General features: G+C 54.1%; 23 protein-coding genes and 1 pseudogene. 14 read left to right on the top strand and 10 right to left on the bottom strand.

What is annotated here, in order from left to right; genetic code table 11:
- Positions 1-101: 101 nt before the first annotated feature.
- Positions 102-1,556 (bottom strand): TrkH family potassium uptake protein, encoded by a 1,455-nt coding sequence (locus AC07OF_RS16340; RefSeq protein WP_495073192.1) that lies wholly within the window; start codon positions 1,554-1,556, stop codon positions 102-104.
- 862 nt (positions 1,557-2,418) lie between these two features.
- On the opposite strand from AC07OF_RS16340, the gene AC07OF_RS16335 reads away from it, so the two are divergent.
- From AC07OF_RS16335 to AC07OF_RS16315, 5 genes are read left to right on the top strand one after another with little or no spacing between them, the layout of a single operon-like run.
- The gene (locus tag AC07OF_RS16335; protein ID WP_495073191.1) at positions 2,419-2,967 is read left to right on the top strand and encodes a chalcone isomerase family protein; all 549 of its coding nucleotides are present in this window, start codon (positions 2,419-2,421) and stop codon (positions 2,965-2,967) included.
- A 3-nt stretch (positions 2,968-2,970) separates the two neighbouring features.
- Positions 2,971-3,552, top strand: coding sequence for a DUF3833 domain-containing protein (locus AC07OF_RS16330; RefSeq protein ID WP_495073190.1), 582 nt, complete (start codon positions 2,971-2,973; stop codon positions 3,550-3,552).
- Complete coding sequence (locus AC07OF_RS16325; RefSeq protein ID WP_495073189.1) at positions 3,503-3,808, top strand: DUF6482 family protein; 306 nt, start codon at positions 3,503-3,505, stop codon at positions 3,806-3,808. The genes AC07OF_RS16330 and AC07OF_RS16325 overlap by 50 nt, the downstream gene beginning before the upstream one ends.
- Positions 3,802-5,343, top strand: a complete 1,542-nt coding sequence (locus AC07OF_RS16320; RefSeq protein ID WP_495073188.1) for a cryptochrome/photolyase family protein — start codon at positions 3,802-3,804, stop codon at positions 5,341-5,343. The genes AC07OF_RS16325 and AC07OF_RS16320 overlap by 7 nt, the downstream gene beginning before the upstream one ends.
- Entirely contained in the window at positions 5,340-5,519 is a 180-nt protein-coding gene (locus AC07OF_RS16315; RefSeq protein ID WP_495073187.1) for a DUF2256 domain-containing protein, read from the top strand. The genes AC07OF_RS16320 and AC07OF_RS16315 overlap by 4 nt, the downstream gene beginning before the upstream one ends.
- Here the strand turns inward: AC07OF_RS16315 and AC07OF_RS16310 are convergent.
- The 7 genes from AC07OF_RS16310 to AC07OF_RS16280 all read right to left on the bottom strand — a co-directional run bounded on the left by AC07OF_RS16310 (position 5,460) and on the right by AC07OF_RS16280 (position 10,970).
- Positions 5,460-5,933, bottom strand: coding sequence for a DUF2878 domain-containing protein (locus tag AC07OF_RS16310; RefSeq protein ID WP_495073186.1), 474 nt, complete (start codon positions 5,931-5,933; stop codon positions 5,460-5,462). The genes AC07OF_RS16315 and AC07OF_RS16310 overlap by 60 nt on opposite strands.
- A 17-nt stretch (positions 5,934-5,950) precedes the next feature.
- Entirely contained in the window at positions 5,951-7,210 is a 1,260-nt protein-coding gene (locus tag AC07OF_RS16305) for a class I SAM-dependent methyltransferase (RefSeq protein WP_495073185.1), read from the bottom strand.
- Positions 7,185-7,994, bottom strand: coding sequence for a DUF1365 domain-containing protein (locus AC07OF_RS16300; protein ID WP_495073184.1), 810 nt, complete (start codon positions 7,992-7,994; stop codon positions 7,185-7,187). The genes AC07OF_RS16305 and AC07OF_RS16300 overlap by 26 nt, the downstream gene beginning before the upstream one ends.
- Complete coding sequence (locus AC07OF_RS16295) at positions 7,991-9,238, bottom strand: NAD(P)/FAD-dependent oxidoreductase (RefSeq protein WP_495073183.1); 1,248 nt, start codon at positions 9,236-9,238, stop codon at positions 7,991-7,993. Before AC07OF_RS16295 ends, AC07OF_RS16300 begins: the two co-directional genes overlap by 4 nt.
- 5 nt (positions 9,239-9,243) lie before the next feature.
- Entirely contained in the window at positions 9,244-9,996 is a 753-nt protein-coding gene (locus AC07OF_RS16290) for an SDR family NAD(P)-dependent oxidoreductase (RefSeq protein WP_495073182.1), read from the bottom strand.
- A complete protein-coding gene (locus tag AC07OF_RS16285) occupies positions 9,993-10,415 on the bottom strand; it encodes a nuclear transport factor 2 family protein (protein ID WP_495073181.1) in 423 nt (140 codons plus the stop codon). Before AC07OF_RS16285 ends, AC07OF_RS16290 begins: the two co-directional genes overlap by 4 nt.
- A gap of 108 nt (positions 10,416-10,523) precedes the next feature.
- The gene (locus AC07OF_RS16280) at positions 10,524-10,970 is read right to left on the bottom strand and encodes a PAS domain-containing protein (RefSeq protein WP_495073180.1); all 447 of its coding nucleotides are present in this window, start codon (positions 10,968-10,970) and stop codon (positions 10,524-10,526) included.
- Positions 10,971-11,126: 156 nt separating this feature from the next.
- Here AC07OF_RS16280 and AC07OF_RS16275 point away from each other — a divergent pair, with 156 nt between their 5' ends.
- The 9 genes and pseudogenes from AC07OF_RS16275 to AC07OF_RS16235 all read left to right on the top strand — a co-directional run bounded on the left by AC07OF_RS16275 (position 11,127) and on the right by AC07OF_RS16235 (position 22,403).
- Positions 11,127-12,026 (top strand): MerR family transcriptional regulator, encoded by a 900-nt coding sequence (locus AC07OF_RS16275; RefSeq protein ID WP_495073179.1) that lies wholly within the window; start codon positions 11,127-11,129, stop codon positions 12,024-12,026.
- Positions 12,027-12,223: 197 nt separating this feature from the next.
- Positions 12,224-12,832: pseudogene (locus AC07OF_RS16270) on the top strand (IS3 family transposase).
- A 1,028-nt stretch (positions 12,833-13,860) separates the two neighbouring features.
- Positions 13,861-15,114 carry a tyrosine-type recombinase/integrase gene (locus AC07OF_RS16265; protein WP_495073178.1) on the top strand — a complete coding sequence of 418 codons (1,254 nt, stop codon included), beginning with the start codon at positions 13,861-13,863 and terminating at the stop codon, positions 15,112-15,114.
- 11 nt (positions 15,115-15,125) lie between these two features.
- A complete protein-coding gene (locus tag AC07OF_RS16260; RefSeq protein ID WP_495073177.1) occupies positions 15,126-16,646 on the top strand; it encodes a tyrosine-type recombinase/integrase in 1,521 nt (506 codons plus the stop codon).
- A complete protein-coding gene (locus AC07OF_RS16255; RefSeq protein WP_495073176.1) occupies positions 16,633-18,741 on the top strand; it encodes a hypothetical protein in 2,109 nt (702 codons plus the stop codon). Before AC07OF_RS16260 ends, AC07OF_RS16255 begins: the two co-directional genes overlap by 14 nt.
- A gap of 8 nt (positions 18,742-18,749) precedes the next feature.
- Positions 18,750-19,145: a hypothetical protein gene (locus AC07OF_RS16250; RefSeq protein ID WP_495073175.1), complete on the top strand. Its 396-nt coding sequence runs from the start codon at positions 18,750-18,752 to the stop codon at positions 19,143-19,145.
- A 631-nt stretch (positions 19,146-19,776) separates the two neighbouring features.
- The gene (locus tag AC07OF_RS16245) at positions 19,777-20,058 is read left to right on the top strand and encodes a helix-turn-helix domain-containing protein (RefSeq protein ID WP_495073174.1); all 282 of its coding nucleotides are present in this window, start codon (positions 19,777-19,779) and stop codon (positions 20,056-20,058) included.
- A gap of 105 nt (positions 20,059-20,163) precedes the next feature.
- Positions 20,164-20,364, top strand: coding sequence for a hypothetical protein (locus AC07OF_RS16240; protein WP_495073173.1), 201 nt, complete (start codon positions 20,164-20,166; stop codon positions 20,362-20,364).
- A 620-nt stretch (positions 20,365-20,984) separates the two neighbouring features.
- Complete coding sequence (locus AC07OF_RS16235) at positions 20,985-22,403, top strand: hypothetical protein (protein WP_495073172.1); 1,419 nt, start codon at positions 20,985-20,987, stop codon at positions 22,401-22,403.
- Positions 22,404-22,560: 157 nt separating this feature from the next.
- Here the strand turns inward: AC07OF_RS16235 and AC07OF_RS16230 are convergent, their stop codons facing one another.
- Both AC07OF_RS16230 and AC07OF_RS16225 read right to left on the bottom strand, forming a co-directional pair.
- Complete coding sequence (locus AC07OF_RS16230) at positions 22,561-23,388, bottom strand: hypothetical protein (protein ID WP_495073171.1); 828 nt, start codon at positions 23,386-23,388, stop codon at positions 22,561-22,563.
- Entirely contained in the window at positions 23,385-24,869 is a 1,485-nt protein-coding gene (locus AC07OF_RS16225; protein ID WP_495073170.1) for an RNA-binding domain-containing protein, read from the bottom strand. The genes AC07OF_RS16230 and AC07OF_RS16225 overlap by 4 nt, the downstream gene beginning before the upstream one ends.
- Between the last annotated feature and the right edge of the window lie 109 nt (positions 24,870-24,978).

Raw genomic sequence — 24,978 nt, 5'->3', positions numbered from 1 at the left:
GTCGTTATCCGCCCCATAGCTGCCGTTGATAGAGAACTGCTAACGGCCAGAAGCGGAAATTTGATGAGTCCAATATCTATAAGGCAATTCAGCCTGAACAACTAATACCTCCAGAATACCGGGGTCACCATCACTAGCACCGTCAGGATTTCCAGTCGCCCCAGGAGCATACCAATGGTCAGCAGCCACTTTGCTGCATCAGGTAATGATGAGAAGTTACCGGCAGGCCCGATGATTGTGCCCACGCCTGGTCCAACGTTGCACACAGCAGTGGCGGCACCACTCAGAGCAGTCGTCCAGTCCAGCCCAATCAGAGCCAGTCCTAGCGCAATCAGGGCAATGGTAATGGTGAAAAAAAACGAGAAAGTCAAAAGCGAGCGCACGATCTCCTCGTCAATGGGATGCCCATTGTATTTTTTCTGAATGACCGCGCGTGGATGAATCAGTTGCTTCAAATTACTAACAAGCAGGACAGCAGCCACTTGGAAGCGGAAGATTTTCAGACCGCCTGCCGTCGAGCCTGAGCACCCACCGACAAAGGTCAGATAGAAGAACAACAGAACGGCAAAACTGCCCCATAGTGTGTAGTCACCGACAGCAATTCCGGTGGTCGTGACGACGGAAGTCACGTTTACCGCCACGATCCGAACGGCGTCCCACCAGTCGTATTCGCTGTGAAAGCATAACCACGTACCCACAGCCAGCGAAGTGACAGTCAAGAACCCGAGAAACCCGCGTACTTGGTGATCCATCAGTAACGCACGCCGATTGCCGCGCAATGTCGCGACATATAAGGTGAAGGGCAGGCTACCCAAGATCATGACCAGCACCGCAACCCAATGAATTGCAGGTTGCGTCCAATGCCCGAGTGAGGCATCCGACGTTGAGAATCCACCCGTAGAAATCAACGACATTGCGTGGTTGATCGCTTCAAACGGTGTCATTCCAACGAGCCAGAGTGCTAGTGCTCCAGCACCCGTGAGCCCCAGGTAGAGTACAAGGATGTATTTGGCTGCCACATGGGATCGCGGCGTTACTTTTTCCGACCAGTCTGAAGACTCTGTCTGGAAGAGACGCATGCCACCAACTCGCAACAACGGAAGGATAGCTACAGCCATGCCGATGAAGCCTATGCCTCCCAACCAGTGAAGCATGGAGCGCCAGATCAGCAAGCCGGGGGATGCGGTATCCAAGCCAGTGAGGACAGTCGAGCCTGTCGTTGTGATGCCTGACATCGTTTCAAAAAATGCGTCGGTGTAACTGATGTGGCGGATGAACACCATCGGGAGGGCTGCGAAGGCGCAAACCACAACCCAGCTCGCCGTTGTCAAGAAATACATATCCCTTGGGCGCAGCTGTGAAACCTCTGGACGCCTGCGCCCAATAAGCGCCAGCCCACAGATCAACGTAATTAGGCTCGACCACAGAAAGGCGCCGAGTTCATCAACTCGCTCATACACTACCAATGTAAACATGGGAATAGCCATGCTTACTGCCAGAGTGATCAGGAAAACTCCTAAGATGAAGCCGACAAGCCGCATTGCTGCGAGAGACATACGGTTAGCCTACGAAATTAGAGCCGTGCAGTATCCTATGCTCAACCTCGGGCTTCCGTAAATTTTGCGTAAAAAGCAGGCATAAGTGCCCGTTTCGCAGGCGCATGGGTCAGACCCTCAGCCCGGGAGTTGCATGGCCGCCTAGGGCCCGCCAAAGACAGATTGTTATCCAACGCGCCCTCTAATTCTCGGGCGCATCAAATGTTCGCTTCTGGCCGTTAGCTGCCTCGCGCCAAGGGCAGCTATGGGGCGATTCCTGCCGGTCAAGACGTACCCGTGCGCTGCTCACATCCGATGCAAATGGCTGGTCAAGTCGAATGCAAACAGGTGGTCAAATCAATGCAATTACCCATTTGTGGCGAAGCTGGCCTGCAGACTGGCCAGGTCAAGCTGTGCGAGTTTTTTTCGACGCGTGCCGGCATGTCGTGGAACACACCCACTGTGCTGATCACCAGATGTAGTTGCTTGCAAGTTGCGCCGATTTGCCGAGCCAGTTGCTCTAGCGCCCTTTCGTCGCGTGCGTCGCAGTCGATGCGGATCAGGCGTCGGCCATGTTCATGGGAGAGCGCCTCTAGCTCGTTACTGTGGGTCGCTTGGCGCGAGACGGCGAATACCTGTACTACGTCATCGCGCTAGCAACTGTGAGCAAAGTGCAAGAACAATGCCTTAGCTGGCTCCGCAGACAACAGCGTTTGCTGCCACACATAGATCGGCGATCAGTGTCATATGGCGCTCCCAGCATGAGGTTGCCGCAGTGTGGCTCCCGGGTCAGGCGAAATTGAGCCTTTCTTCCGATAGTTATACTATAAACTGTACATTGAAATATACTTGTACAGTATTTTGTTTTCCCGGTGTGTCGCACATGGCAAGCAGAACTTCAGCACTCAGCCTATTCGCCTTGGCCGCTCTAATGACAATAACGCAGCCCGCATCGTCAGACTGGAGGTCTTCGTTGTCAGGGGCGCGATTGGCTGGCAGCGGCGATTTCACCTGGTTCGGTCTGCACCTTTATACCGCCCGCCTGTGGAACGCCGGTTCCACGTGGAGTTGGCACGAGCCGTTCGCCCTCGAGCTGATCTACCACCGGGCGTTGTCTCGGGAAACGCTGGTACAGGCCAGTGTGGATGAAATGCGCCGCCTGGCTGAAACACCAGTAAACGCAGAGACCTTGACGAGATGGTCACAAGCGATGCGCGAAGCGTTTGTGGATGTACGGCCTGGTATGAGCATCACCGGGGTTTACCTGCCGGGCCGAGGTTGCCGCTTCTATGTCGATGGCCAACTGAGCTTTGAAATCATTGACCCGGCTTTCTCCCGCGCATTCTTCGCTATCTGGCTCGATCCCCGGGCCCGCGATTCGCAATTGCGCCAGCGCCTGCTTGGGCTGGCCACGAACGAGCGAGGAGACTGAAACATGTACAAAGTGCTTTTGTTGATTGGCTGCCTGTTGCTGAGCAGTTGCGGAAATGTCGACGTGGCGCATTACGCCGCAGAGCAGCCGCGCCTGGACCTTGTAGCGTTTTTCTCTCGGCCTGTGCATGCCTGGGGCATGTACCAGAAGCGCTCGGGAGAGGTCGTCAAGCGCTTTGAAGTGCGTATCGACACCCGCCATGAGGGTGAACGACTGATCCTCGACGAGCACTTTCTGTACAGCGACGGTACGAGCCAGCAGAGAACCTGGACCTTAACCCCGGACGGCCCCAGTCACTGGCGCGGTACCGCGGGTGACGTAATTGGCGAGGCCACCGGTGAAGTGGCGGGTAATGCGCTGCGCTGGCGCTACCGCCTGGACCTGCCTGTTGATGGGCGGCACTGGGAGGTGGACCTGGATGACTGGATGTACCTGATCGACGAAGACACTCTCATTAACCGCTCTAGCATGAGCAAACTCGGTGTGGAGGTTGGGCAGATAACCTTGTTCTTCCGCCGCTTGCCGGAGGCACACGATGAACCTGAAGCAGCTGATCGAGTCGGCGAGCGCTGGCGATATCAATGAGCTTGAAATTCTGTCACTTGAGGGGGGCTTTTACGTGTTGTGCGTGTTGACTGACACCGGGCCCTGTTCTTTGTGCGACGCGAACGGCGACATCCTGCGCCTGCGTTCGACCAGCGAGTTGCGGCAATTGCTAGTCGATGTGCCTCCCGTGCCGTGCATGCTGGTGCAGCATGAGGTGCACGACGAAATGTGCGGTCAGCACACAGGTCCTGTTGCCCCGCTGCGGGTGCCGTTTACGCTAACCAGCCAGTGGTAGCGCAGGGGAGGCGCCTGGGTTTGGTGCTGGGCGATCAGCTGTCTTTTGACCTGGCGGTGCTGCGCGCCCTGGACCCGGCACGCGACGTTCTGCTGATGGCTGAGGTCGAGGGTGAAGCACGCTATGTGCCGCATCATCCGCAGAAGATTGTGCTGATACTCAGCGCTATGCGCCATTTCGCTCAGGCCCTGCGCGAGCAAGGCTGGAATGTGCACTACCAGCAACTGGATACGCCGGGCAACAGCGGTAGTATCGCCGGGGAGCTACAGCGGTGGCAGGCGTTACTGCATGCAGACGAGGTGCATGTAACCGAATGTGGCGAGTGGCGGCTAGAACAGGCGTTACGTGATGCCGGGTTGCCGCTTGTGTGGCATCGTGACACCCGCTTTTTATGCTCGCGCGAAGCCTTCGCGCGTTGGTCCGCTGGCCGCAAGCACTTGCGAATGGAGCACTTCTATCGGGGAATGCGCAAGCGTTGTGGCCTGCTGCTGGAACCTGAAGGCAGCCCTGCCGGAGGTGCCTGGAATTTTGATGGCGACAACCGTAAGCCACTGCCGCGTGGTCTGCGCGGGCCAATTCCCGCACAATTTGCTCATGATGCGATCACAGCGGCGGTGGTGACATTAGTACGTGAGCGTTTTGCCGACCATTATGGTGCAGTCGATACCTTTGACTACCCGGTCACTCATGACCAAGCACAGCAGCTCTGGGAGCACTTTCTTGAGTTCAGTCTTGCGGCCTTCGGTGACTATCAGGATGCGATGGCTGAGGGCGAACCATATCTTTTTCATGCACGCATCAGTGCAGCACTGAATATCGGCCTGCTGGAGGTGCGCCGGCTGTGTGACGATGTCGACCGAGCCTGGCGCGAGGGGAGGGTACCGCTTAACGCCGCCGAAGGCTTTATCCGCCAGTTGATCGGTTGGCGCGAGTTTGTGCGGGGTATCTACTGGCTACGCATGCCCGAATACGCGGCGCTGAATTACTTGGGCAACGACCGATCGCTGCCCGAATTTTATTGGACGGGGCAGACCCGCATGCGCTGCATGGCCCAGGTGATTGATCAGACCCTGGAGTTGGGCTACGCGCATCATATCCAGCGACTGATGGTCACCGGTAATTTCGCGTTACTGGCCGGCATCGCGCCGCCCGCGATATGCGAATGGTACCTGGCCGTGTACATGGATGCCTTCGACTGGGTCGAGCTGCCCAATACACTGGGCATGGTGATGCATGCAGATGGTGGTTACCTTGGCTCGAAGCCCTATTGCGCCAGCGGCCGTTATATTCAGCGCATGTCCGACCATTGCAAATCTTGCAGCTACAAAGTCGAACACGCCGTGGAGGAGGACGCTTGTCCGTTTAATGCACTCTATTGGCATTTCCTCATCCGTCATCGCCAGTTACTGTCGAAAAACCCTCGACTGGCACTGGTCTATCGCAGTTTGGATGGCATGTCGTCGACCCGGCGCGATGCGGTGTGGCTACGTGGCCAGAGGCTGTTGGCACACCTGGATGCGGGGGAGTCGATATGAACAAGCAATTGTTGCCGAGCAAGTTCTGCGTCGTGTGTGGCTTGCCGTTCACCTGGCGCAAGCGTTGGGCACGCTGCTGGGAGCACGTTCGCTACTGTTCTGAGCGCTGTCGCCGCTCAGCGCCACGACGCGACCCGCACGGCGAGGGGCAAGACCAGCGCCCAGATCGGCGCTAGCAGCAGGCCTGTGCCGACGTACCCCATCGGCAGATCAACACCTGTGAGCCTGGCACCGGCCAGATATGCCAGCGGGCCACTGAACATGCCCACCAGAGCCGCCCGCCAGTAGGGGCGTCCTGTCCAAGCCAGGCTATGGCGCAAGCCGCTGGCTAACACCAGCCACAGTAATGCCAGCCACACAGGCAAGGGCCGCTGGTCAAAGCTGAACACCCCCACAAAGCCCAACAGAGTGTCCAGCAAGCACCCTGCAAGTGCCACGCGCAAAAGCGCACGCACTTCGGCGCTACGCTCCTGACAAAGGCGCAGGTGTAAAGCTAGTCCGATCGGCACAATGAGCAGAAGCCATTGAACGTGTGCACCCAAGACGCATGCCCACCAGCCGACCTGAAGCCAAAGGGCATTGCCGATCATCCACCCGCGGCCCAATTTTACGTGCCCAGCAATGGCGCCCGGCGAGCCCGCGGCGTAGCCCAAAGTAACTGCGCCACGCCGATCGCGCGCTCTTCAAAGCCGCCTTGGCAGTAGCACAGGTAGAACTCCCACAAGCGCTGGAAGGTGTCGTCGTAGCCCAGTTCCGTCAGCACCGTCCGCGCTTGACGCAGGTTGTCATGCCAATGACGTAGGGTACGCGCGTAGTCCAGACCGAAGTCTTCGAGGTGTACCAGGTTCAGCGCGGTCTGGCGGCTAGCGGTTTCGAGCATCACGCTCAGCGAAGGTAGCGCGCCTCCGGGGAAGATGTAACGTTGGATGAAGTCCACCGAGCGGCGGGCCAGTGCATAGCGCTGGTCGCGAATGGTGATGGCCTGTAACAGCATCAGGCCATCGTCTTTGAGCAACGACTCACACTGGCGAAAATAGGTGGGTAGATAGCGGTGTCCGACGGCCTCGATCATCTCGATCGATACAAGTTTATCGAAACGTCCGCGCAAATCACGGTAATCCTCGCGCAACACCGTAATACGTTGCTCCAGGCCCAGCGCCTTCACGCGTTGGCACGTATATGCGTACTGCGCGTCGGAGAGTGTCGTGGTGGTAACGCGGCAGCCGTGGCGGGTAGCGGCATGGATGGCCAGGCTGCCCCAGCCGCTGCCAATCTCCAGAAGATGCTCGTGGGGTTTGAGCTCAAGCTTCTGGCAGATGCGTTCCAGCTTGTTCAGCTGGGCCGCTTCAAGGGTCTGTTCGGCACTGTCGAACTGTGCGGCGGAGTACATCATAGTCGGGTCGAGCAATCGCTCGAACAGGGCGTTGCCCATGTCGTAATGGGCGAGAATGTTGCGTCGAGCGCCTCGTCGGCTGTTCCGGTTGAGCCGGTGCAGCAAGCGCAGGACCGGGCGCCCGAGTCGAGCCAGGCCTGCCTCCATGGCGTCGAGGACATCGAGGTTGGCAACGAACAGACGGGTCACAGCCGCTAGGTCAGGACTGCGCCAATAGCCGTGGATATAGGCTTCCCCAGCACCAATCGAGCCATTACCGGCGATCAGGTTCCAGGTCGCGTCTTCGAGGATCTCCACCTCGGCTTGCAACTGACTCGCCGGGTCGCCGAAGCTCCACTGCTGACCCTTGCTGAGCACGCGTAGATGTCCTTGGCTCAACCGCCGTAACTGAGCGAGCACGGTGTTTCGGGTGAGGCCGCCCAGGAATGGGGTGATGCCTGTTGACTTGCTAACGCTCAGAGTGGGATTGGACATGATCGGGGTCCTTGCAAGGTTTACCGAGCACTAGGTTGCCCTGGCCGGCAGTGTGGTCGTGAATGGGGGTGCGCTTGAGCAAGAGGCGCAAGGCTTGCCAATAGATGGATGAAACAGTGCGTAGGCTCATCCACGGAAAAGCCAAAATGTGCCGATGCAAGGTGGCGCGATTGAGCGGCTGGCGTTGCAATGCCAGATCGGCCTCGAACACTTTGTGCCCCGCACGCCAGTTCTCCATATGGATGCGCACGCGTTGCTCATCGAGGAAGAAATGCAGGCGATAATCCATATCCTGCGGCATGAACGGCGAGACGTGGAACGCTTTGGCCATGGCGAATGAGCGTCCCTGACCCTCCTGTACCGGCAGCACGTAGTGAAAGCGTTCGCGCCAAGGTGTGTTACGCACCTCCAGCAGGATTGCTGCCAGGTGCCCGTCAACGTCATGGCAAAAATAGAAGCTCACAGGGTTGAACAACAGCCCCCAGCAGCGTGGTTGGGCGAGCAATTGCACGGCACCTTCGGGGCGCTGTCCGGTGGCTTGCTCCACTAATAGACGCGCGGCCTGCGCCAATGATTCTCCATCACGGGTCAGCCCCGGCAGGTAATCGGTTTCGCGCCAGCTCAGGGGCGCAAACCGCGACCGGCCCAGCCAGGGAGAGAGACCTGTTAGCCAGGCCTGCTCATCCAGATCCAGGTAGAACAAGCCGATCCGGTAGCGGAATGCATGGTGGTGCGGGGCCATCCGGCGGTGGCTGACCCAGCCCTGGCACAAACTGCTGTTCACAGGCGCTCTCCAAAGTGCTCGGCCACTTTAAGTGCGCTGAGCACCCCGTCCTCGTGAAAGCCATTGCCCCAGTAGGCTCCGCAGTAGTAACTGTTTTGCCTGCCCTGTAGTTCGCCGTGGCGGGCCTGGGCTATCAATGCTGCGAGGCTGTATTGGGGGTGGGCGTATTTGAAGCGGGCCAGAATCTGCGCGGGATCCACCAGCGCGGTCTGATTGAGGCTCACGCAGAACGTTACCGGCGCTTCGATTGCTTGAAGGATGCTCATGTTGTAGGTCAGAGCCGCGGGGGCCTGTTCCTCGCCGCCCAGGCGGTAGTTCCAACTGGCCCAGGCCTTGCGCCGGCGCGGCAGCAGTCGGGTGTCGGTGTGAAGCACTACGTCATTGCTGGCATAGGTTATGGCGCTCAACACCGAGCGTTCGGCCACGCTGGGTCTTCCCAGTAGGGCCAGGGCCTGGTCGCTATGGCAGGCAAACACAATGCTGTCGAAACGCTCCATGCCCGCCGCGCTGAAGAGGGTTACGCCGCCTTCGTCACGCTCGACCCGCTTGACCGGACAGTTCAAGCGGATGCGCTCGGCAAAGGGCCGGCACAACGGCGCCACATAGCTGCGTGAGCCGCCCTGGATCACCCGCCACTGCGGACGGTGGCTCACCGATAACAGGCCGTGATTTCGGCAGAAGCGCACAAAGAACTGCAAGGGAAAAGCGAGCATGTCGGCAAGTGACATAGACCAGATTGCCGAGCCCATGGGCACGATGTAATGGTCGATGAAGCGTTGCCCATAGCCCTGTGTCTTAAGGTAGATACCGAGGGTCGTTTCACTATCAATGCGCTGGTTGTCCAGATCGGCCAGAACCTCGCGGTTAAAACGCAGGATATCCTTCAGCATGCCCCAGAATCCGGGGGACACCAGGTTACGACGCTGCGCGAACAACGTGTCCAAGCCATGGCCGTTGTATTCGAAACCTCTACGTGGGTCATGCACCGAAAAGCTCATCTGCGTGGGCTGCGAGGCAACCTTCAGATGGTCGAGCAAGCGGATGAAGTTTGGGTAGGTCCAGTCGTTGAACACGATGAACCCGGTATCCACCGCGTACCGCTGGCCTTGCCATTGCACATCGACTGTATGGGTATGGCCGCCGATCCAATCGGCGGCCTCAAATACCGTCACCTCGTGCCGGCGGGACAGCAGGTAGCTGCAGGTTAGTCCAGCGATGCCGGTGCCGATGATGGCGATACGCATGAGTTTTAGTCCTTTGGGGCACGCACCAGGCGCTGGCAAAGCTTCAGTCGCCAGCGCACCGGCAGGGCGCCGATCACGCGCAGGCCCAGCGTAAATGCAGTGGGGAAGTTAATTTCCAGCGGGCGTCGCGGCAGGCGTGCAGTGATATGTGCGGCGGCACGCTCGGTGGTCCACAACTGAGGCATGGGGAAGTCGTTGCGACGGGTCAACGGCGTATCGACGAATCCAGGGCTGACCAGCGTTACGGCAATACCTTCATTGATCAGGTCGATGCGAAGCGATTCCACCAGGTAGCGCACGGCCGCCTTGGAGGCGCCATAAGCCCCGGCACGAGGCAGCGGCAACCAGGTCACCGCACTGCCCATTACGACCAGGTGCGGGCGCTCACCGCGACGCAACAAGGGGAGGGCCGCTGCAAGACAGTGGCTTACACCAAACAGGTTGGTGCGCACCACACGTTCGACCAGTGCTGGGTCGAAGCGCCCTGATTCGAGGTATTCGCACGTTCCGGCATTGAGGATGACCAGGTCGAGCGCCCCCCAGGTGTGCTCGATCTGTGCGATGATCCTAGAGACCTGCTCAGCACAATCGACATCACCGACGGCCGCCAATACCTGCCCCGGATATCGTTGCATCAAGTGCGATAAGCGGTTGGCATCACGTGTACCCAAGGCAACCTGATGCCCTTGGTCCAGCAATTGGACGGCAAGCGCGGCGCCGATTCCACTACTTGCACCCGTCAGCCAGCAACGGCTCATACCAGCCGGCCCTTGAGCCAGCGGATAGCGCCGCCCACGAATGGTACGTGCTCGTAAAGCAGTGCACCTGCGTCAAAGTAGTCCTGGTGGAAGTGAACACGCTCTTGCCATTTCAGGAAACTGCAGCCCTGTAGACTGGTCAGCCTGCCATTGGCGAGTCGGGGGTGGCGAAACTCTAGCGTCCAGCGCAGGTAGCCTTGGCCCGGCTGAACTTCGTCCGCGCCGGCGAACACATAGCGGATGTCCTGTGCGTTGGCGTAAAGCGCGGTGAAGTAGACGCGAAGCCCTTGCAGGCCCTCGATCTGATGCAGCGGATCACGGAATGTTACGTTATCGCTGTACAGTTTTTCGAGCTCATCTAGGTGGTGTGCGTCAAGCCTGACAAAGCGTTCGGCGAAATACTCCAGATAGGTGGACATGCAAGGCTCCCAAAAATCCTGTACAACAGTAGAATACTGTACAGGTATAGCAGGAGATTACGTCTTAATCTATACAAGTCAACGACCTTGTATAGATTTATTGCAAGGTCAGCCGTTGCCTGATGCGAGTTGTCGACGCAAATCGGCTATCTCTGCCTCCAGTTCGCGGACCCGCTCTTCGGCGAAGACCTGTGCCGTGACATCACGCTGGATGCCGATGTAGTAAGTCAGTTCATCGGCATCGTTGTGTACGGGCGTGATAGAAAGCTCATTCCAGAACAGGCTGCCATCCTTGCGATAGTTGCGCAGCACTTCGCAGCAATGGCGCCCTTCGCGAATAGCCTCGCGGATGGCCGAAATTCCAGGTTGGTTGTGGTCTTGGCCGTGGAGGAAGCGGCAATCCTGATAGAGGATGTCGTCCGTGGCGTATCCGGTAAGGCGCTCGAAGGCAGGGTTGGCGTAGATCAGGATGCTGTCGTTGCCTTCCTGTTCGGCTACGACGATGCCATCGTTGGAGCTCTCGACCATCAATTGCAAGAGTTTTGCGTCGATCATGTGGCCCACTCACTCTAGTAGCGTTTTCGATATGCGCAGCCCAGGCCTTTGTACGGGAAGGTTAAGGTGCGGTTGTCAACATCATGAAGGAAGAACGCTCGCCGAAGAAGGTTGGTATGGGTTTAGAATATGCAACCGTCCTGATGATCACTTGCGATGACCGAAGCGACCCCCAACGATTTGCTACCCATGCGCGATGTAGTCAGCCTGACTGGCATAAATCCTGTGACGTTGCGCGCCTGGGAACGTCGTCATGGGTTGATCCGCCCGCAGCGCACCGAAGGCGGACACCGCCTGTACACGGCCGAGGATGTACAGCGCATACGAGACATTCTGCGCTGGACCGGTAGTGGGTTGCCGATCAGTAAAGTGGGTGAGTTGCTCGCGCGCCGGTCTGGCGAAGTCTCCCTCCCGACCGTGCCCAACGCCGATTACATTGAGCATTGGCGCTCTGCTGTACTTCGAGCGACAAAGGCATTCGATCGGCAGGCTCTCGAGGGCATTCATGGTCAGCTTTTCACCTTATACCCAAAGACTACGGTGTTGCTCGATGTGCTGATGCCGGTCTGGCGTAGCCTGCTGTCTGGCAGCGCTTTCGGTCAGCGTAGCCAATGGCTGTTCCTCGATACTTTTCTGCGTGCTCGCCTATTGCTGCGCCTGCAATTTAATCAGCTCGACGCCCCTTGTGTGTTGCTGGCCAGCATTGAAGAAAGGGCTGAGCTGGATTTGCTGAGCAACGGCTTACTTCTCAGTAGTGAGCGGTGGCGCATCGAGGTGTTAGGCAGTGGGCAGCCACTTGAGGAACTGCCATTGCTGTGCGCGACCCTCCAGCCTGCAGCACTCGTGCTCGCAGTCCAGGAGCCAGTGAACACAGCACTGGCGAAGAAGCTATGCTCCTTACAAATGAACATTGCCTGTCCACTTGCATTAATTGGGGACGGGTTGACTGACTCGGTTGCAGTTCTGCACGATATTCCGATCGTGCTGCTGGATGAGCGAAACGTTGGAGCTAGTCTGAAACTTGATGCATTGCTCAGGGGGGCTTTGGAGCTTTGACTGTCCGGTCAAGGGCCTTAGACGTTTGAATCACAAACCTGAGCCGGGCCCTCGAACACGTAGGCCGGAAAATCAACATCTATGCATGTAAGGCTTGTATGCGAGAGAACAGACGGCTCGACGAAGTGGTCTACCTGAATCGCCCCGGGTTTCGTAGACACCTCTTTGCCTTAAACTAAGGCTAATTAGGAGGTGCCATGAGCAACCCGCTTTACCCCGAAGAGTTCAAAATCCAAGCGGTCAATCAAGTGACCGAAAAGAAACTGCCTGTTGCTGATGTAGCGGCCCGTCTCGGTGTGTCGACGCATAGCCTCTATGCCTGGATAAAGAGCTACAGCAAACCTCAAGAAGAACGGCAGCAGGACGATGATCAGCACGCTGAACTGCGTCGTCTGCGAGCAGAACTCAAGCGGGTCACTGAAGGTCGAGACATCTTAAAAAAGGCCGCTGCGTAGTTTATGGCGGTTTGGAGGCGTAAACCGAAGCAAGAGGTGATGATTCATTCCGATCAGGGTAGCCAGTACAGCAGCTCCGATTGGCGCAGCTTTTTGAAGGCAAACAATTTGGTTGCCAGCATGAGTCGTCGAGGCAACTGTCATGACAACGCCGTGGCCGAGAGCTTTTTCCAGCTTCTGAAACGAGAACGGATCAAGCGGAAAATTTACACCACACGGGAAGATGCTCGTAGCGATGTATTCGATTACATCGAAATGTTCTACAACTCAAAACGCCGACATGGTTTCAACAATCAGCTGTCACCGGTAGAGTTTGAAAAGCGTCATGCAGTGAGCTTGCAAGGTGTCTAGAGAATCCGGGGCGATTCAGATCTAGTCAAAGATTGTAAGGGAAGGTGGTCACCGACCTGATGATGCTTGTGTTGGGTTGACATTTACAGGTAGAAAGAGTGTTTTAGGATGGAAGCCAAAGTAACTCAACTAAATAGTCATTTAGTGGAGTTATAACCTCACCAGGAGGAATCACGTTTGGAGGAGGTTAGCTGCCCCCTTGAGCAATCGGTTGTCTTACAGAAGGACCCCATAACTAACCCCCTGGCGCGCAGCACTGACCAATTGAATCTGCCACGAGGCGTGGGGGCTAATCTCCGGAGGTACGTTAGCATGCCTTACCACACCGCTCAAATTGTAGGCTCATTTGCCCTGGCTGCCACGCCCCCTAAAACGCCCCGTGTAAACCACTTTTTTACTTGTTAACCACAGTGGTTTACACGTAAAAAAAGTGGTTTACAACGCCCAGAAATAAGCCTCCAAACCGGCATTTCGCTGTTGAGCGCACCCATGTGAAAGCACCACGATCTGAAACCGGCCAACGGACCTGTCGAGCATCTAAATCAATCGCGTACTGATGTTAGGAACGTCGTCGTGGGCACTGAACTGCCGCATGTGCGGTTGCGGGCGCGGGTCAGCATCGTGCTGGCTAGAGCTAGACAATTGACGGACACAGCAGTGACAGGAAGTAAATCGTAAACCAGAAGGGAAAACGGCCAGTACGCGAGCAACGCGCTATCCGACGCTGCGGTTGCAGGAAGTAATTTGTGAACTCGGAGGAAAAACGGCGCAGTCTAGGGATTAGTTCCGAAAACGTCCTAAGAATTACTTCCGAGGACTTGAGCCTGGCTTCAAATCTGTCCACCCAGGGCCCCCGAGCCTCCATAAGGTACTACGCATAATGTATATTATGTTAAACGACAGGCTATGTTATAGATGTTCATAAGCCTCCTAACTCACTGATTAGACAAACCGGATTCCAGCGTCCACTCTCCCAACGGGCCATGTCCTTCTTGTTCATGGCGCATCCTTGAATGAGGTGGTTGCCGATGAAGCTGATTCAGTGCCGTTTCTCTTCCGGTCAGCGTGTGCCGCTTCTCGTACAGACCGGAGATGCTGCGCCGTTGCCCATGCTTGTCCCATTCATCTACGTTCAACTCAAATTGCGATACCGCGCGTACAACACGGCTGCGGCGCATTTGCGCGCGCTCCAAGCTTTCTACACCTATGCGAAAAGCCGAGACCTGGATATCGATGAGGCCATCTTGGCCTGCCACTTTGAAGCGATTCTGGCTTTGTTGGATGGTTACGCCCTCTGGCTCCAAAGCGGCCGTCAAGCCGACAACCTGGTCGCCCGAATCGGCACCGCTGCAACGGCACCGTTTCCGCAGCTCGATCCGCGTACCCGCGACCAATACCTGCGATTGCTCAAGCTATACCTGTCCTGGTGTGTCACCCGTTACATCCCGCGTGCTCGTCAAACCTCAACCTCACTGGCTAACATCGAGGTGGTATTTGCAGATGTTGCCGACGTCGTTGAACGGCGCTTTGAGAGCCACATCCTCAATGTTCGGCCAGACCGTACTCGTTACCGCAGCCTGACAGATACGCAACTCCAGATCATTCGCGCGTTGATTCGCCCGGGCGCCGCGGAGAATCCGTTTCCGGAACGACTGCAGTTACGCAATTGGCTAATGATTGAAGTGCTGCTGGAAACCGGTATCCGTCGCGGAGAGCTTCTAAAGCTCTACACCACGGACATTAATCGGGGCTCCCAAAATGCCTTTGTCAGCATCAACGATCGTGAACATGACCCAGGCGATCCGCGCGCTGAAGAGCCTGCACTGAAAACTCACGGGCGGACGGTAGGTATCTCCGCCCAGTTGTATGAGGTCTATGAGCGCTATATCCAGAGCGAACGGTGCCCTTCACGGAACGGCAAACCGATGAAATTGCCGTATCACTATTTGTTCATCTCGGATCGAGGCCGCCCGCTGTCGATTCGCACGCTGTCTAACGTCTTTGATCGGTTGTTTCTGACCATTGAACTGGCTCATCCGGGGGTGTTGCCTACACTTTCCGCCCATGACTTTCGCCACACATTTGCCGACCGCTTTTTGGCTTACCTTGTAGAGCAGCGTGGACATGACCTGGAACGGGCCACAGACGAACTCCGACGAGTCTGCGGCTGGTCTGAGGCCTCGACGATGCCACGCCGTTATGCAAGTCGTTATCTAGCCGAGTCAGCCAACCGCCACAATGCCCAGCGTGCCTCGGCAGCCTGGAGCCGACTTGAAAGTTAAGGAGCTTCGCCGTGACCAAGTCAGCCGATCAAGAACACGGTTCACCCTCCTCCTCTTTTCCGGCCTACGTGTTCGAGGGCCCGGCTCAGGTTGCGATTCGAACTCGCACTGATGACCAGCCTCGCTACGTCAATACCCGATTAAGCGTCTGGACGTGGTATGACGGCGGCCTTGCAATGAAAATTGATTGGACTGCGCTGCGATTTAGCTCTGAACTCATGGCAATTAGCAAAAGTTTTATGGCTTACGCGCTTGAAAAGTATGCACCAAGAACTGCTCAGATATTTGCAAATTTTCTTCAGGCGTTATCTAGGACAAAACTAGCAAATGGCCTTCCTTGGGATAAAACCCTCCTAATCACCGTTCTAGAGGACATTAAAAAATCAAGACACGATCTTGTAGGATTTCGTAGGTTTTATCGTTGGGCGGTGGATAGGGGAATTGAAGGTTTTGATTTAAATACTTATCTGAAAATCAAGGATACAAAGTCGGCCCGGGTGGATCCATATGCGCGAATTTTTCTTTCGCAGTCTGGCTTTGACCTTGATGAGGAAATTCGCTTGCTCAAGCGTATTGAGCGAGAGCTTCCAACAGGTCTTTGGAAGGACATCCAGTTAAACTTGATGCTTCACCTGGGTTTTGAGCTTGGACCTCGAGCGATTCAGCTCCATTCTCTTGACATTGCAGATTTTGAGTTAATCAAAAGCGTTGATCATGAAAGTTACTACACCCTTTGGCTACCCATGGCGAAAAAAGTTGGTCAACGCAGACCTGAACGTCGCCCCCGCAAAATAACCAAGCGACTGGGTGAAAAAATTTCAGAGCATATTTCTGTAGTTCAACGCCGCTTTGGCAGCAACTGCAAACCATTATTTGTAAATTTCAAAGGAAGGCGCCTCTCGGTATCCGAAATCATTGTAGACCTTAAACAGGAGCTCCGTGAAGCAGGAATAGATAAACCGAACCAGGTAACCATGTTACTGCGTCATCACCTAGGCCAAGGTCTGGCGGACCAAGGAACGCCGGCAGACATTATTGCCGAACTGCTCGGCCACAACAGCACGGTTGCGGCGCGTGCTTACGTAACGGCAACTCCCAACATTGCCAGGATCAAAGAGAAAGCACTCGGTAAGAGCCCTTCCTATCAGCGCATAATGCGTAGTTTATTAACCGGGGAAATCGTTCAAAGACGCGATACGGTTCCCGAGAGAGCCATCCGCGGTGTCATTGATACACAGTACATTGGGGATATCGGTGCCTGTGCCCTGCCGGTTCACACGCACTGCCCCTACAATCCAGTATATGCCTGCTACACCTGCAAGAAGTTTCATCCCTTTGCTGACGGCCGCCATGAGCAGGTGAAAGACGCGTTGCAAAGAGAAGCCCAGCGGTTCATTGATATGGCAGAGCAAGCCGGTGACCTCATTCACAACCGGCCCCTCGCCCAGCATCAGACAACCATCCTGGCGGTAAGCGCTACCATCGAGCGCTGCCGACAGCACACGGAGGATGCCGAAGATGACGCTGTCTAGGGCAAGGCAGAGCCTCGAGGGCTTTATTACTCAGGAACAAGCAATTTTTCAGTCGTTACCGATTTCAACACCGTGGGAGTCACCGGTGTGGAGCGTCGGAAGTTGGTTGCCACAACGGGAAAAGCAACAGGCTCTTACCTTCGAGACGCACCGGCAAGCCCTCGAGAAGACTGGCTATCCCGCTCCCCTTAAGGGGCCACTTCCCTTCGCTTACCAAGACTTTAGCAAGGCCCTGGTTGTGTATCTACAACGCACCCGTAACCTGAGGTTCTCGATGGTGGCTGCGTACAATATTGCCATTCGACGGCTATACAACCCCTTGTTTGAGCGCGGCGTATCTGACCCCACATATTTAACGCGTGGCGATTTTGACCGTGTTGTAGGATTTCTACGCGAGAGTGGTTACAAGAACTTATACGACGCAATTTCTCATCTTCAAGTAGTGGCGGATACGATTGATAATCTGCAATTAACCGAGATTGCCATTCACTTTGAGCATGATGCCAAACCTGAAAATCGCCGCCATGATTACATTTCATTGCACGATCCTGATCGTGCGGTGAAACAACGTAAATCTGACGACAAGCTTCCTTCTCGCGAGGCCATGGAAGCCTACGCCCGATGTTCGAACAATCCACTTAGTGACGGCGAAGAAATTTTGCTGCGTGTAATCGATTTATTGATCGCGACCGGGCAACGAGGTAATGAAGTAGCAATCATCCCCTATGATTGTTGGGTCGAAAGGCCGATTAAAGGGATCACTGGAAAGGTAGTTGTAGATGCCAACGGCAAGCCTCTGGTCGAATGCGGGATCAGATACTTTGCGGAAAAGCAATTTCAATCCCGTGTTCATTGGCTCGCAGAAAGTGATATTCCTTTAGCCAGGCGTGCGGTCGAACGATTGAAGTTGCTGACGGAAGAGCAGCGAGAAATCGCTAGGTGGCAAGAAGCTCACCCAGGACGTCTCTGGGATTACTCACCAGAGTTGGAAATGTCAGAGATTGATGTCTTAGATTGGCTCGGTTTCAGTGAGAACAGGGATACTCTTAGGAACCTCAGTGTGTATTTAGCAAAAAACGGCGTTTACCCCGTGGATGAGCCTTTCAACCAACCTAAGAGACTCAGACGGAGATACTTGGCCGGTGATATTGAGCGCTTTCTGGTTCCCAAGCTTCATGGCCATGCAGCACTAACAGAAAGTGTTAGAGGTACTCTTAAAATTGTCCTTAGAACCAGCGAAGCGCTTGCTATCGCTTTCGATGGCCAATTTCGTCTTGGTGGACGTGACGCGAATGTGTTTCGTGTGCTACCACGTAGGGTCACCCTGCGGGACATCAATAATGCGCTAGGCGCCGATAAAGCATATTCCTCCATTTTTTCGCGGCGTTCATTAACCGAGTCCGACGGGACTCCGATACGGCTTACAAGCCACCAACCCCGACACTGGCGAAACACTATCTACCACCTGACCGGCATGAGTGATGTCCAGCAAGCATTGGCCTTAGGGCGGAAACGCCTCGACCAGAATGTCTACTACCAACACGCGAGCATTGAGGAAAACACTGCAGCGCATCACGAGTTCTTGGCGTTCAATAGCCATCACGAACGCATCGATTTTCTGCATACAGGTATAAGAGATAAACGCATTCAGGGCGCGTTGACCGACAGTTACCATGCGTTGCTGTCTGATAAAGGCACGACAACTGCAGAAGCATTCCTCACCGTACATGCCACGGCGCTACACGTAACACCCTTCGGAGGTTGCATTCACGATTTCTCCCAAGCGCCCTGCCCTAAGCATCTTCAGTGCTGGAATGGCTGTTCGCATCTCCATCTGATGGGCACTCCATCGGAGCGGGTCAACCTTGAAAAACAAGCCGAGAATCTAACGATGGCAATTACCATCATGCGCGATGCCGGCACTGGTGAAGCAGGCAGCGATTTATGGTTGGCGGACCAGGAGGACAAGCTCAACAATTTGAAGTCCGTCCTCGCACGCGAGACCAGTGTAGGGGTGCAACGCGTGTTTCCAGATGGTCATCCCATGACGATAGCGGACACGGAAAAACGACACAGCTCGGTTTCAGATGATTAGAGGCGACCATGGCGCAACGACAAACCTTGAGGGGCAGCACCTTGGATGAGGCGATTGACGCCCTCCTCGCTCAAATGATTAGCTTAGGGCTGGAGCTCGCCCCAATTTCACGCCCCGAAGTTCAGCATCGATTAGGCCTGACAAGCCGCGCGACCTTAGTTGGAGATCGAGGTCTGCGAATCGAGGCTGCCCGAATTGCACAACTGAAGGAAAGCGGAAGAGATCCTGACGGTGCCCGCCGGCGAAGAAGCCTCGAAGAGCGTATTGTTAAACTGCAAGCGGAGAATGCCGACTTGATAAAGCAGCGAGACCAGCTCTATGAAGCGCTGTCGAAAATTGCGCATAACTGTCTGCTGAAAGGGCTGGATGTCGAGAACATCCTGGCTCCCTTACGTAAAAGATAGGAAGGTTTCATCGCAGCTGGTCGACGCCGCGGGCGAACAATATCGCCTAACCGCGAGCGCATTGAAGGTGGCGCTGACCGTTCGAACGTGTTTGGTTCACGTTCGCCGAGATGCCGGTGTGGCCGAAAAAATGATGCGAGAACTTTGCAAATCGGACCTGCAGGATCCAACGTCCTCAGTGTAGACATGCCCTCCCTCCAGGCTATACACGTAGGCCGTCCCCGCACTCATGTCATCCAGCGTTTCGCGAACCTCTAATAGCCTCTCCATCTTCCACCCTTCACTTCCGTTCAGATAAGCCGGGGAAACCAATTGAACATCTAACAGCCAAATGTCTGCTCCTTGTTCATCAAGTAGCTGCTCCAGGGCTGAAATACTGGGAATCAGAACCATACTAGTCAACGCTTCACTGCCTTGCCGCCGCCCTATTTTGACGTAGAACCAGGGGCAGTGTGTGGTCTGCTCAACGTACTGCCAGTACTGGGTAGAGTCATCACCTAGGTACGCGCCGAGGTGAATCTCTGCTTGTCTATGAGTGATGAACATAGCGCCATTCCAAAATTGAACACTATAGATTGTAGCCCTATAGAGCTCATGAAGGCTTCATCGTTCCTTTTGCGAGATCGGCAATATGGAACTGAAACAGGCTTTTGGCGCTGCTCTGAAACAGCTGAGATCGGATAGGAAGCTTTCGCAGGAGGATTTCTCCGACGTCAGCAGTCGTACCTATCTGAGCACCCTAGAGCGCGGTCTGAAGAGCCCTACAATCGAGAAGGTAGACGAGCTGGCTTCTGTACTGGACATTCATCCGCTCACCCTCCTCGTAGGTTGCTATCTGCTGCAAGAGAACTCGATCTCCCTTGACCAACTGTTTTCCCGAATTCGAACGGAACTACCCAGCGAGATGAACTGAGCAGCTGATGAATTGCGTTCATGAACAAAGAGGATCAACGGAAGGCTGCGGGTTGTAAGTCGTGTGCTAGCATCCAATTTGATCCGAAAATTGAGGTCAGCAGCAATGAAGCAGCCAGTTCAGCCGGAAAATAGCCTTTCTGAAATTTTGGAAGGTAAACGGAAACGCCGTGATGCGTTAATGCTTGCTGTTAGCCTTGCGTCGCCGTCTGAGCTAGAAGCACCTGCTCAGCGTTTGAAAGAGGTGATGAAAAAACCTGCTGGGTCGAGCCGTCAACGCATTCCCCCTCCAAAGTTTGCCCGGTAGAGAAAATACGATTTCTCCCCATTTTGCAAATCGTGCTGCCACGTGAATCATCGATGTCGGCCCGCACTGAAGATCAAGCTGATGGCCGTGAGGGCAGTCTGAGACTGCCGCACAACGCCACAGCTACCATCATCGCCATCAGCACAAGCATCCTTGATGCACCCTGACCACTCGGAACGAATGCCAGCAAATGGGTCGGCTGCCTGCGCCGGGAGCATGGGTCGTGCCAGTGCTCCCATCCGAGCGCCATATCCTTGAGGAAATCACCTCGAGAGCAGCACACCGAAAGTCCGCTGACTCGAGCCGGAGACCCGAGCAAGAGGGACTGGAGGCGGGAGTGGCTGCCGCCATGACCAATCCAGGCCACCTGCTCCGATTCCAGGCAGACCAAACTATCAGATAGGTGGGTGCCCGGTGATAGTAATAATGCGAGTGACCCGACACCCGGCCAGTTACAGCTAGGCATCATCGGGTCGGTCGGCAATGAAGGGATCATGTCGTTGTGGGGGGTTGGAAAATTTCACCATACAATGTGGACACAGCAAGGAGTGCGCGCGCCTACTTAACAGTGGTCTTTTCTGTTACGCCATGCATGCTGATCCTGGGATGGGACCGAATTTATGGAATTAATTCCGCAAGCCATGTTTGACCTCTATGCCCTTTCCTTGCCGTGGGGTTTGAGTTTCGTCGATCACATGCCGTATCGGGCTTGGAGAACGGCGGATGGACGCGCATGGGGGGTCTTAACTCATGATGTAGCCGCGAATACATTTGGTTGCATGGCGATGCGGCAGCGAGTGGATCTGGTTTGGGCCTTGGTTTTAGATGAAGCCGGATTTGATAGCTATGACGAAGCAGAGAGCAGGATTGCCGCTCACCTTCAAGAGGGGGCGCCTCGTGAGTCGATGCCCCGAAATACCGCTAGAAGACCTAATATTTTCGACACCGCCGGCCTACCTACATGCACTCTTTTTCAGCATCTATCCAGAAAATCTCGGCTTAAAGCCGCATGGATGATCGGACACTTGTACTATTCATTGCCTCGGCCTGACGCCAACTGGGTCAGAGATTTTCAAACCGAGAATTTGCACACACGCCTTTGGGAACTCCATCTGCTGGCGTGTTTCCGTGAACAAGGTCGGTTCGTTAGCCAACAGCATCGATCACCTGATTTTCGCATTTCGCGTCGCAATGGCGAGTGTGCTTGGATTGAGGCAGTTACAACGAATCCGGCTGAACGATACGACCATGCGACCACCTGGCCTGAACCACCCCCGTCTGACTTGATGGATCGAGTTATAGGGCAAGCCGCGGTCAGATTTGCCAACACAATTCGCAGCAAACTGCAGCGAAGATACGATCAGCTTGCTCACGTTGCTGGCCAACCCTTTGCCTTAGCCATTGCTGATTTTCATGCCCAAGGATCCATGACTTGGAGCAGGCAGGCTCTCATTGCGTATCTCTATGGAGAATACGCATCAACGGAAGTAATTGATGGAAAAAAACAAGCGGTGGGGGTGCAAATCGAACACTTGCTTGGTGAACAAAAAATTCCTGCTGGACTCTTTCGCTTCCCGGAAAATGCTGGCTTATCAGCAATAATATTCAGCAATGGTTGCAGTTTGGCTAAATTCGGGAGGGTACTCGTATCAATGACTCAGCATGATGAGTTCACCAACACCCGATTTGGGGAGATTTTTGATCGAACACCTGGGGCCCTTAAAGGTATACCGTTTTGTTTGGACGTAACCAGTCCTGAATATCGTGATCTCTGGCCACAAGGCTATGAGCCGTGGTCTGCCGAGCTAGAGGTATTTCACAATCCACTAGCCAAGCACCCGCTATCGAGGGAAGTTTTGCCAGAAGCGACCCACTGGTTTAGGCAGAGTCGGGACACAGTATGCGAAGCGTTCTACGAGACACAGATCCTCCACTCTCGCACCTTCGTTCAGCCGAAAACCCAGTTACCGTTCACGCTTGAGAGATTTCTAAAAAATGGAACTGAAACGAGCAGTTCCGAATTGGCTGATGAACTTTGAAGTGCAAGGACCTCAGCACCATTAAGAATCCTGAATGATTAATTAATTAATTAATTAATTTTTTGAATGGCTTGTTCCTTGGCGCAGGTGCTGTGGGAAATTGACCAGGAACCGGCGGTTTAGGTACAAAGCGCTAGGGCCATCAATCACAGCGCGCTTAAATTTCTTCCATTTTCAAATACTCTGACGCACTGAATTTTTCAAAATAGGGGCCGGTACGGATATTGTTCATTAGTCTCCAAAACCATGATTTTGATATCTCTGAGTCCATGCTTATTGGATAATCGTACCTGTATGCCAACTCTCCGAGCTCAGGGGAACTTTTATAGCAGTGCTTGAATATGGGATTAAGATATTCTTGGAGTCCCCATCGGAGGTTGTTTAGTAGCTCTGCAAGCCACGTCGAGTAGTAGACGAAAAAATGTTCAGTCAAGTGCTCGGCAAAGTCATCCAAAGCGAGCGGAATTTGCTCAAGCGGTACTATGTGCCCATGATCGCTCAGCATCTTCTGAATATTCTTAGTTAGCCCCGTCAATCGCGAAATATTGTGCTTTGCTTCGTTCCCGGAAATATATAGAAGGTAGAGCCTCGTGACTTCCAACTCAGCTTCAATATTTAAAGTTGGAATCCATAGCTTGAGTGCCGCCGGAGTGTTTAGCCATTGTTGTAATTTCTCAGTAGCATCTTTTAATGCGCAAATTGAGTTGTTAGTATCGAGCGTTTTTGTTTCGCAAGCAGATGCTATCACATCCAAGCAGGAGCCTTTAACTCCAGTTAAACCGAAGTCACCAGTTTCCTTCGCGAAATCCAATAACCTGATAAGGAATAACTGTTGATGAATCCTAGAGTGGAATAATACGGTAACATCCTTTAAGTGTTTTTCTTTTCCGCAAATTTCCATTAAAGCATGATTTAGTATGTCGCCAATCGCCTCTATGGCTATGCAGAGTCCGATCACCTCATTTTTAGCGGTACTAGTGGTCATGCGATGTCCTGCGACGATAATAGAGAATTGGAATCCTGCGGACATGGAGAGTCGGATTCAATCATGTTATCTCTAGTAGCGTACCCGCACTCGTACTGAATATATTCAAAATCAGCATCGATCTCCCTACCACCTATCGACATGGTGCGGGAAAACGATTGTCGTGCAACAATCGGTGCTTCACATGTTGGGCAAATGAGACCGATCGCTTTTAAATGTTGCCAGGCTGTAGATACGCTTTCACGTAACTCTAACAACTCCCCTTGCTTGCTTGCGAGTGCCTCGGCTGAATTTGCCCCTAGCTTTTTAAGACGTTGAATCTCATCCATAGCTATACGAGCTTTTAGATCTACCGCTCGTAGCAGGTCGTCGGCAGTGCTGTAACGAGCGCAGATATGGGCGAACAATTGATGCCCGCTTAGTTGTGAAGTTGAAGTTCCATGACGGATCCAGGTCTCTCCACTATGTGTGAAATACATTTCATTTGACTTTCCGCCAGGTATGTAGACATCTACAACAAACCTGTCTTGCATTTCTATGCCGAGACTAATTAAAGGTCTGAGTTTTATTTCTACGGAGCTTTGAGGGAAGTTCGGGGTGATTTTCAAAATTGCTGAGGCAACTTTTCTATGTAGAAGATCTCGATCATCCCGGGTCAATCGTATTCCTTCTGCGACACCGCTGTCGGTCACACCAAATAGAATTCGTCCGCCTTTATTATTAAGGAATCCGATGAGGTATTTCGGCAGCTGTTTTTCAATTGCGCTACAGGGATTACTAGAGGTGACTGACTTGAATTCGAGAGTCTCAGATTCCTCATCATTAAGCTTCTCCATGAGTCTGAACGACAATGGATTGAACTGTGATAGATATCTGTCGTACTCATCTGAAATAGGCTGCGCTTCTGGCGCGTAATAGCCCGCTTCGATTAGCCTTGTAAAGTCGATAGTGAAAAACTCATCATCTGTGCACGTTTCACAAGCTAAACGCTCAAAGTAAAAGCCGTTTAGCCAGATGTTTTGAGACGGTAGGAGCAATTCAGAACTGCTGCCCTGAATGAAGTCCAACAAAACGGTAGGAAAGTCGTCGAGGTTAAATTGTTCCATATAGTCATAGGGAGTTGGTTTTTGGTCTTTCCAGTCTTTAACTAACTCAATAAGCTGCTCTATGGTAATTGAACATCCATAATCAAGAAATTTTTTACATTGAGCTACACAATCACCATTAAGCTCCCCATAGCCTTTTTTTAGCTCCGTTACGATTGCTTCCCGTACATGATTGAGCGAGTAGCCCAGAGCTTCCAGCCTTCTGCGCAGCTCGCGGATAGTGATTTGATACGCCCGGAAAAACTCGGGATCGTCGATACCACCGATAGCGATCAGATCTGACGCATTGAACAACAGTATCTGATTGTCTCCGACGAGTTTCGGAGTACCCCCTAGATACTTTCCTCCGATGCTCACTTCGCTTTCAGTCGCCATTCCATATCCCATAATTTATCAAAGAAGCTTTGAGCAGCGAGCGTGATGCACCAGAAGCCGAGCTCAGGTATATCCGTGTCGAGTGAGTCAGGGGCTACTGGTTGAATCC

The organism is Pseudomonas sp. GW821-FHT10B02, from assembly GCF_059415665.1.
Note: the sequence above shows the minus strand (reverse complement) of the source record. Positions and strands in the feature narration are given on the sequence as shown.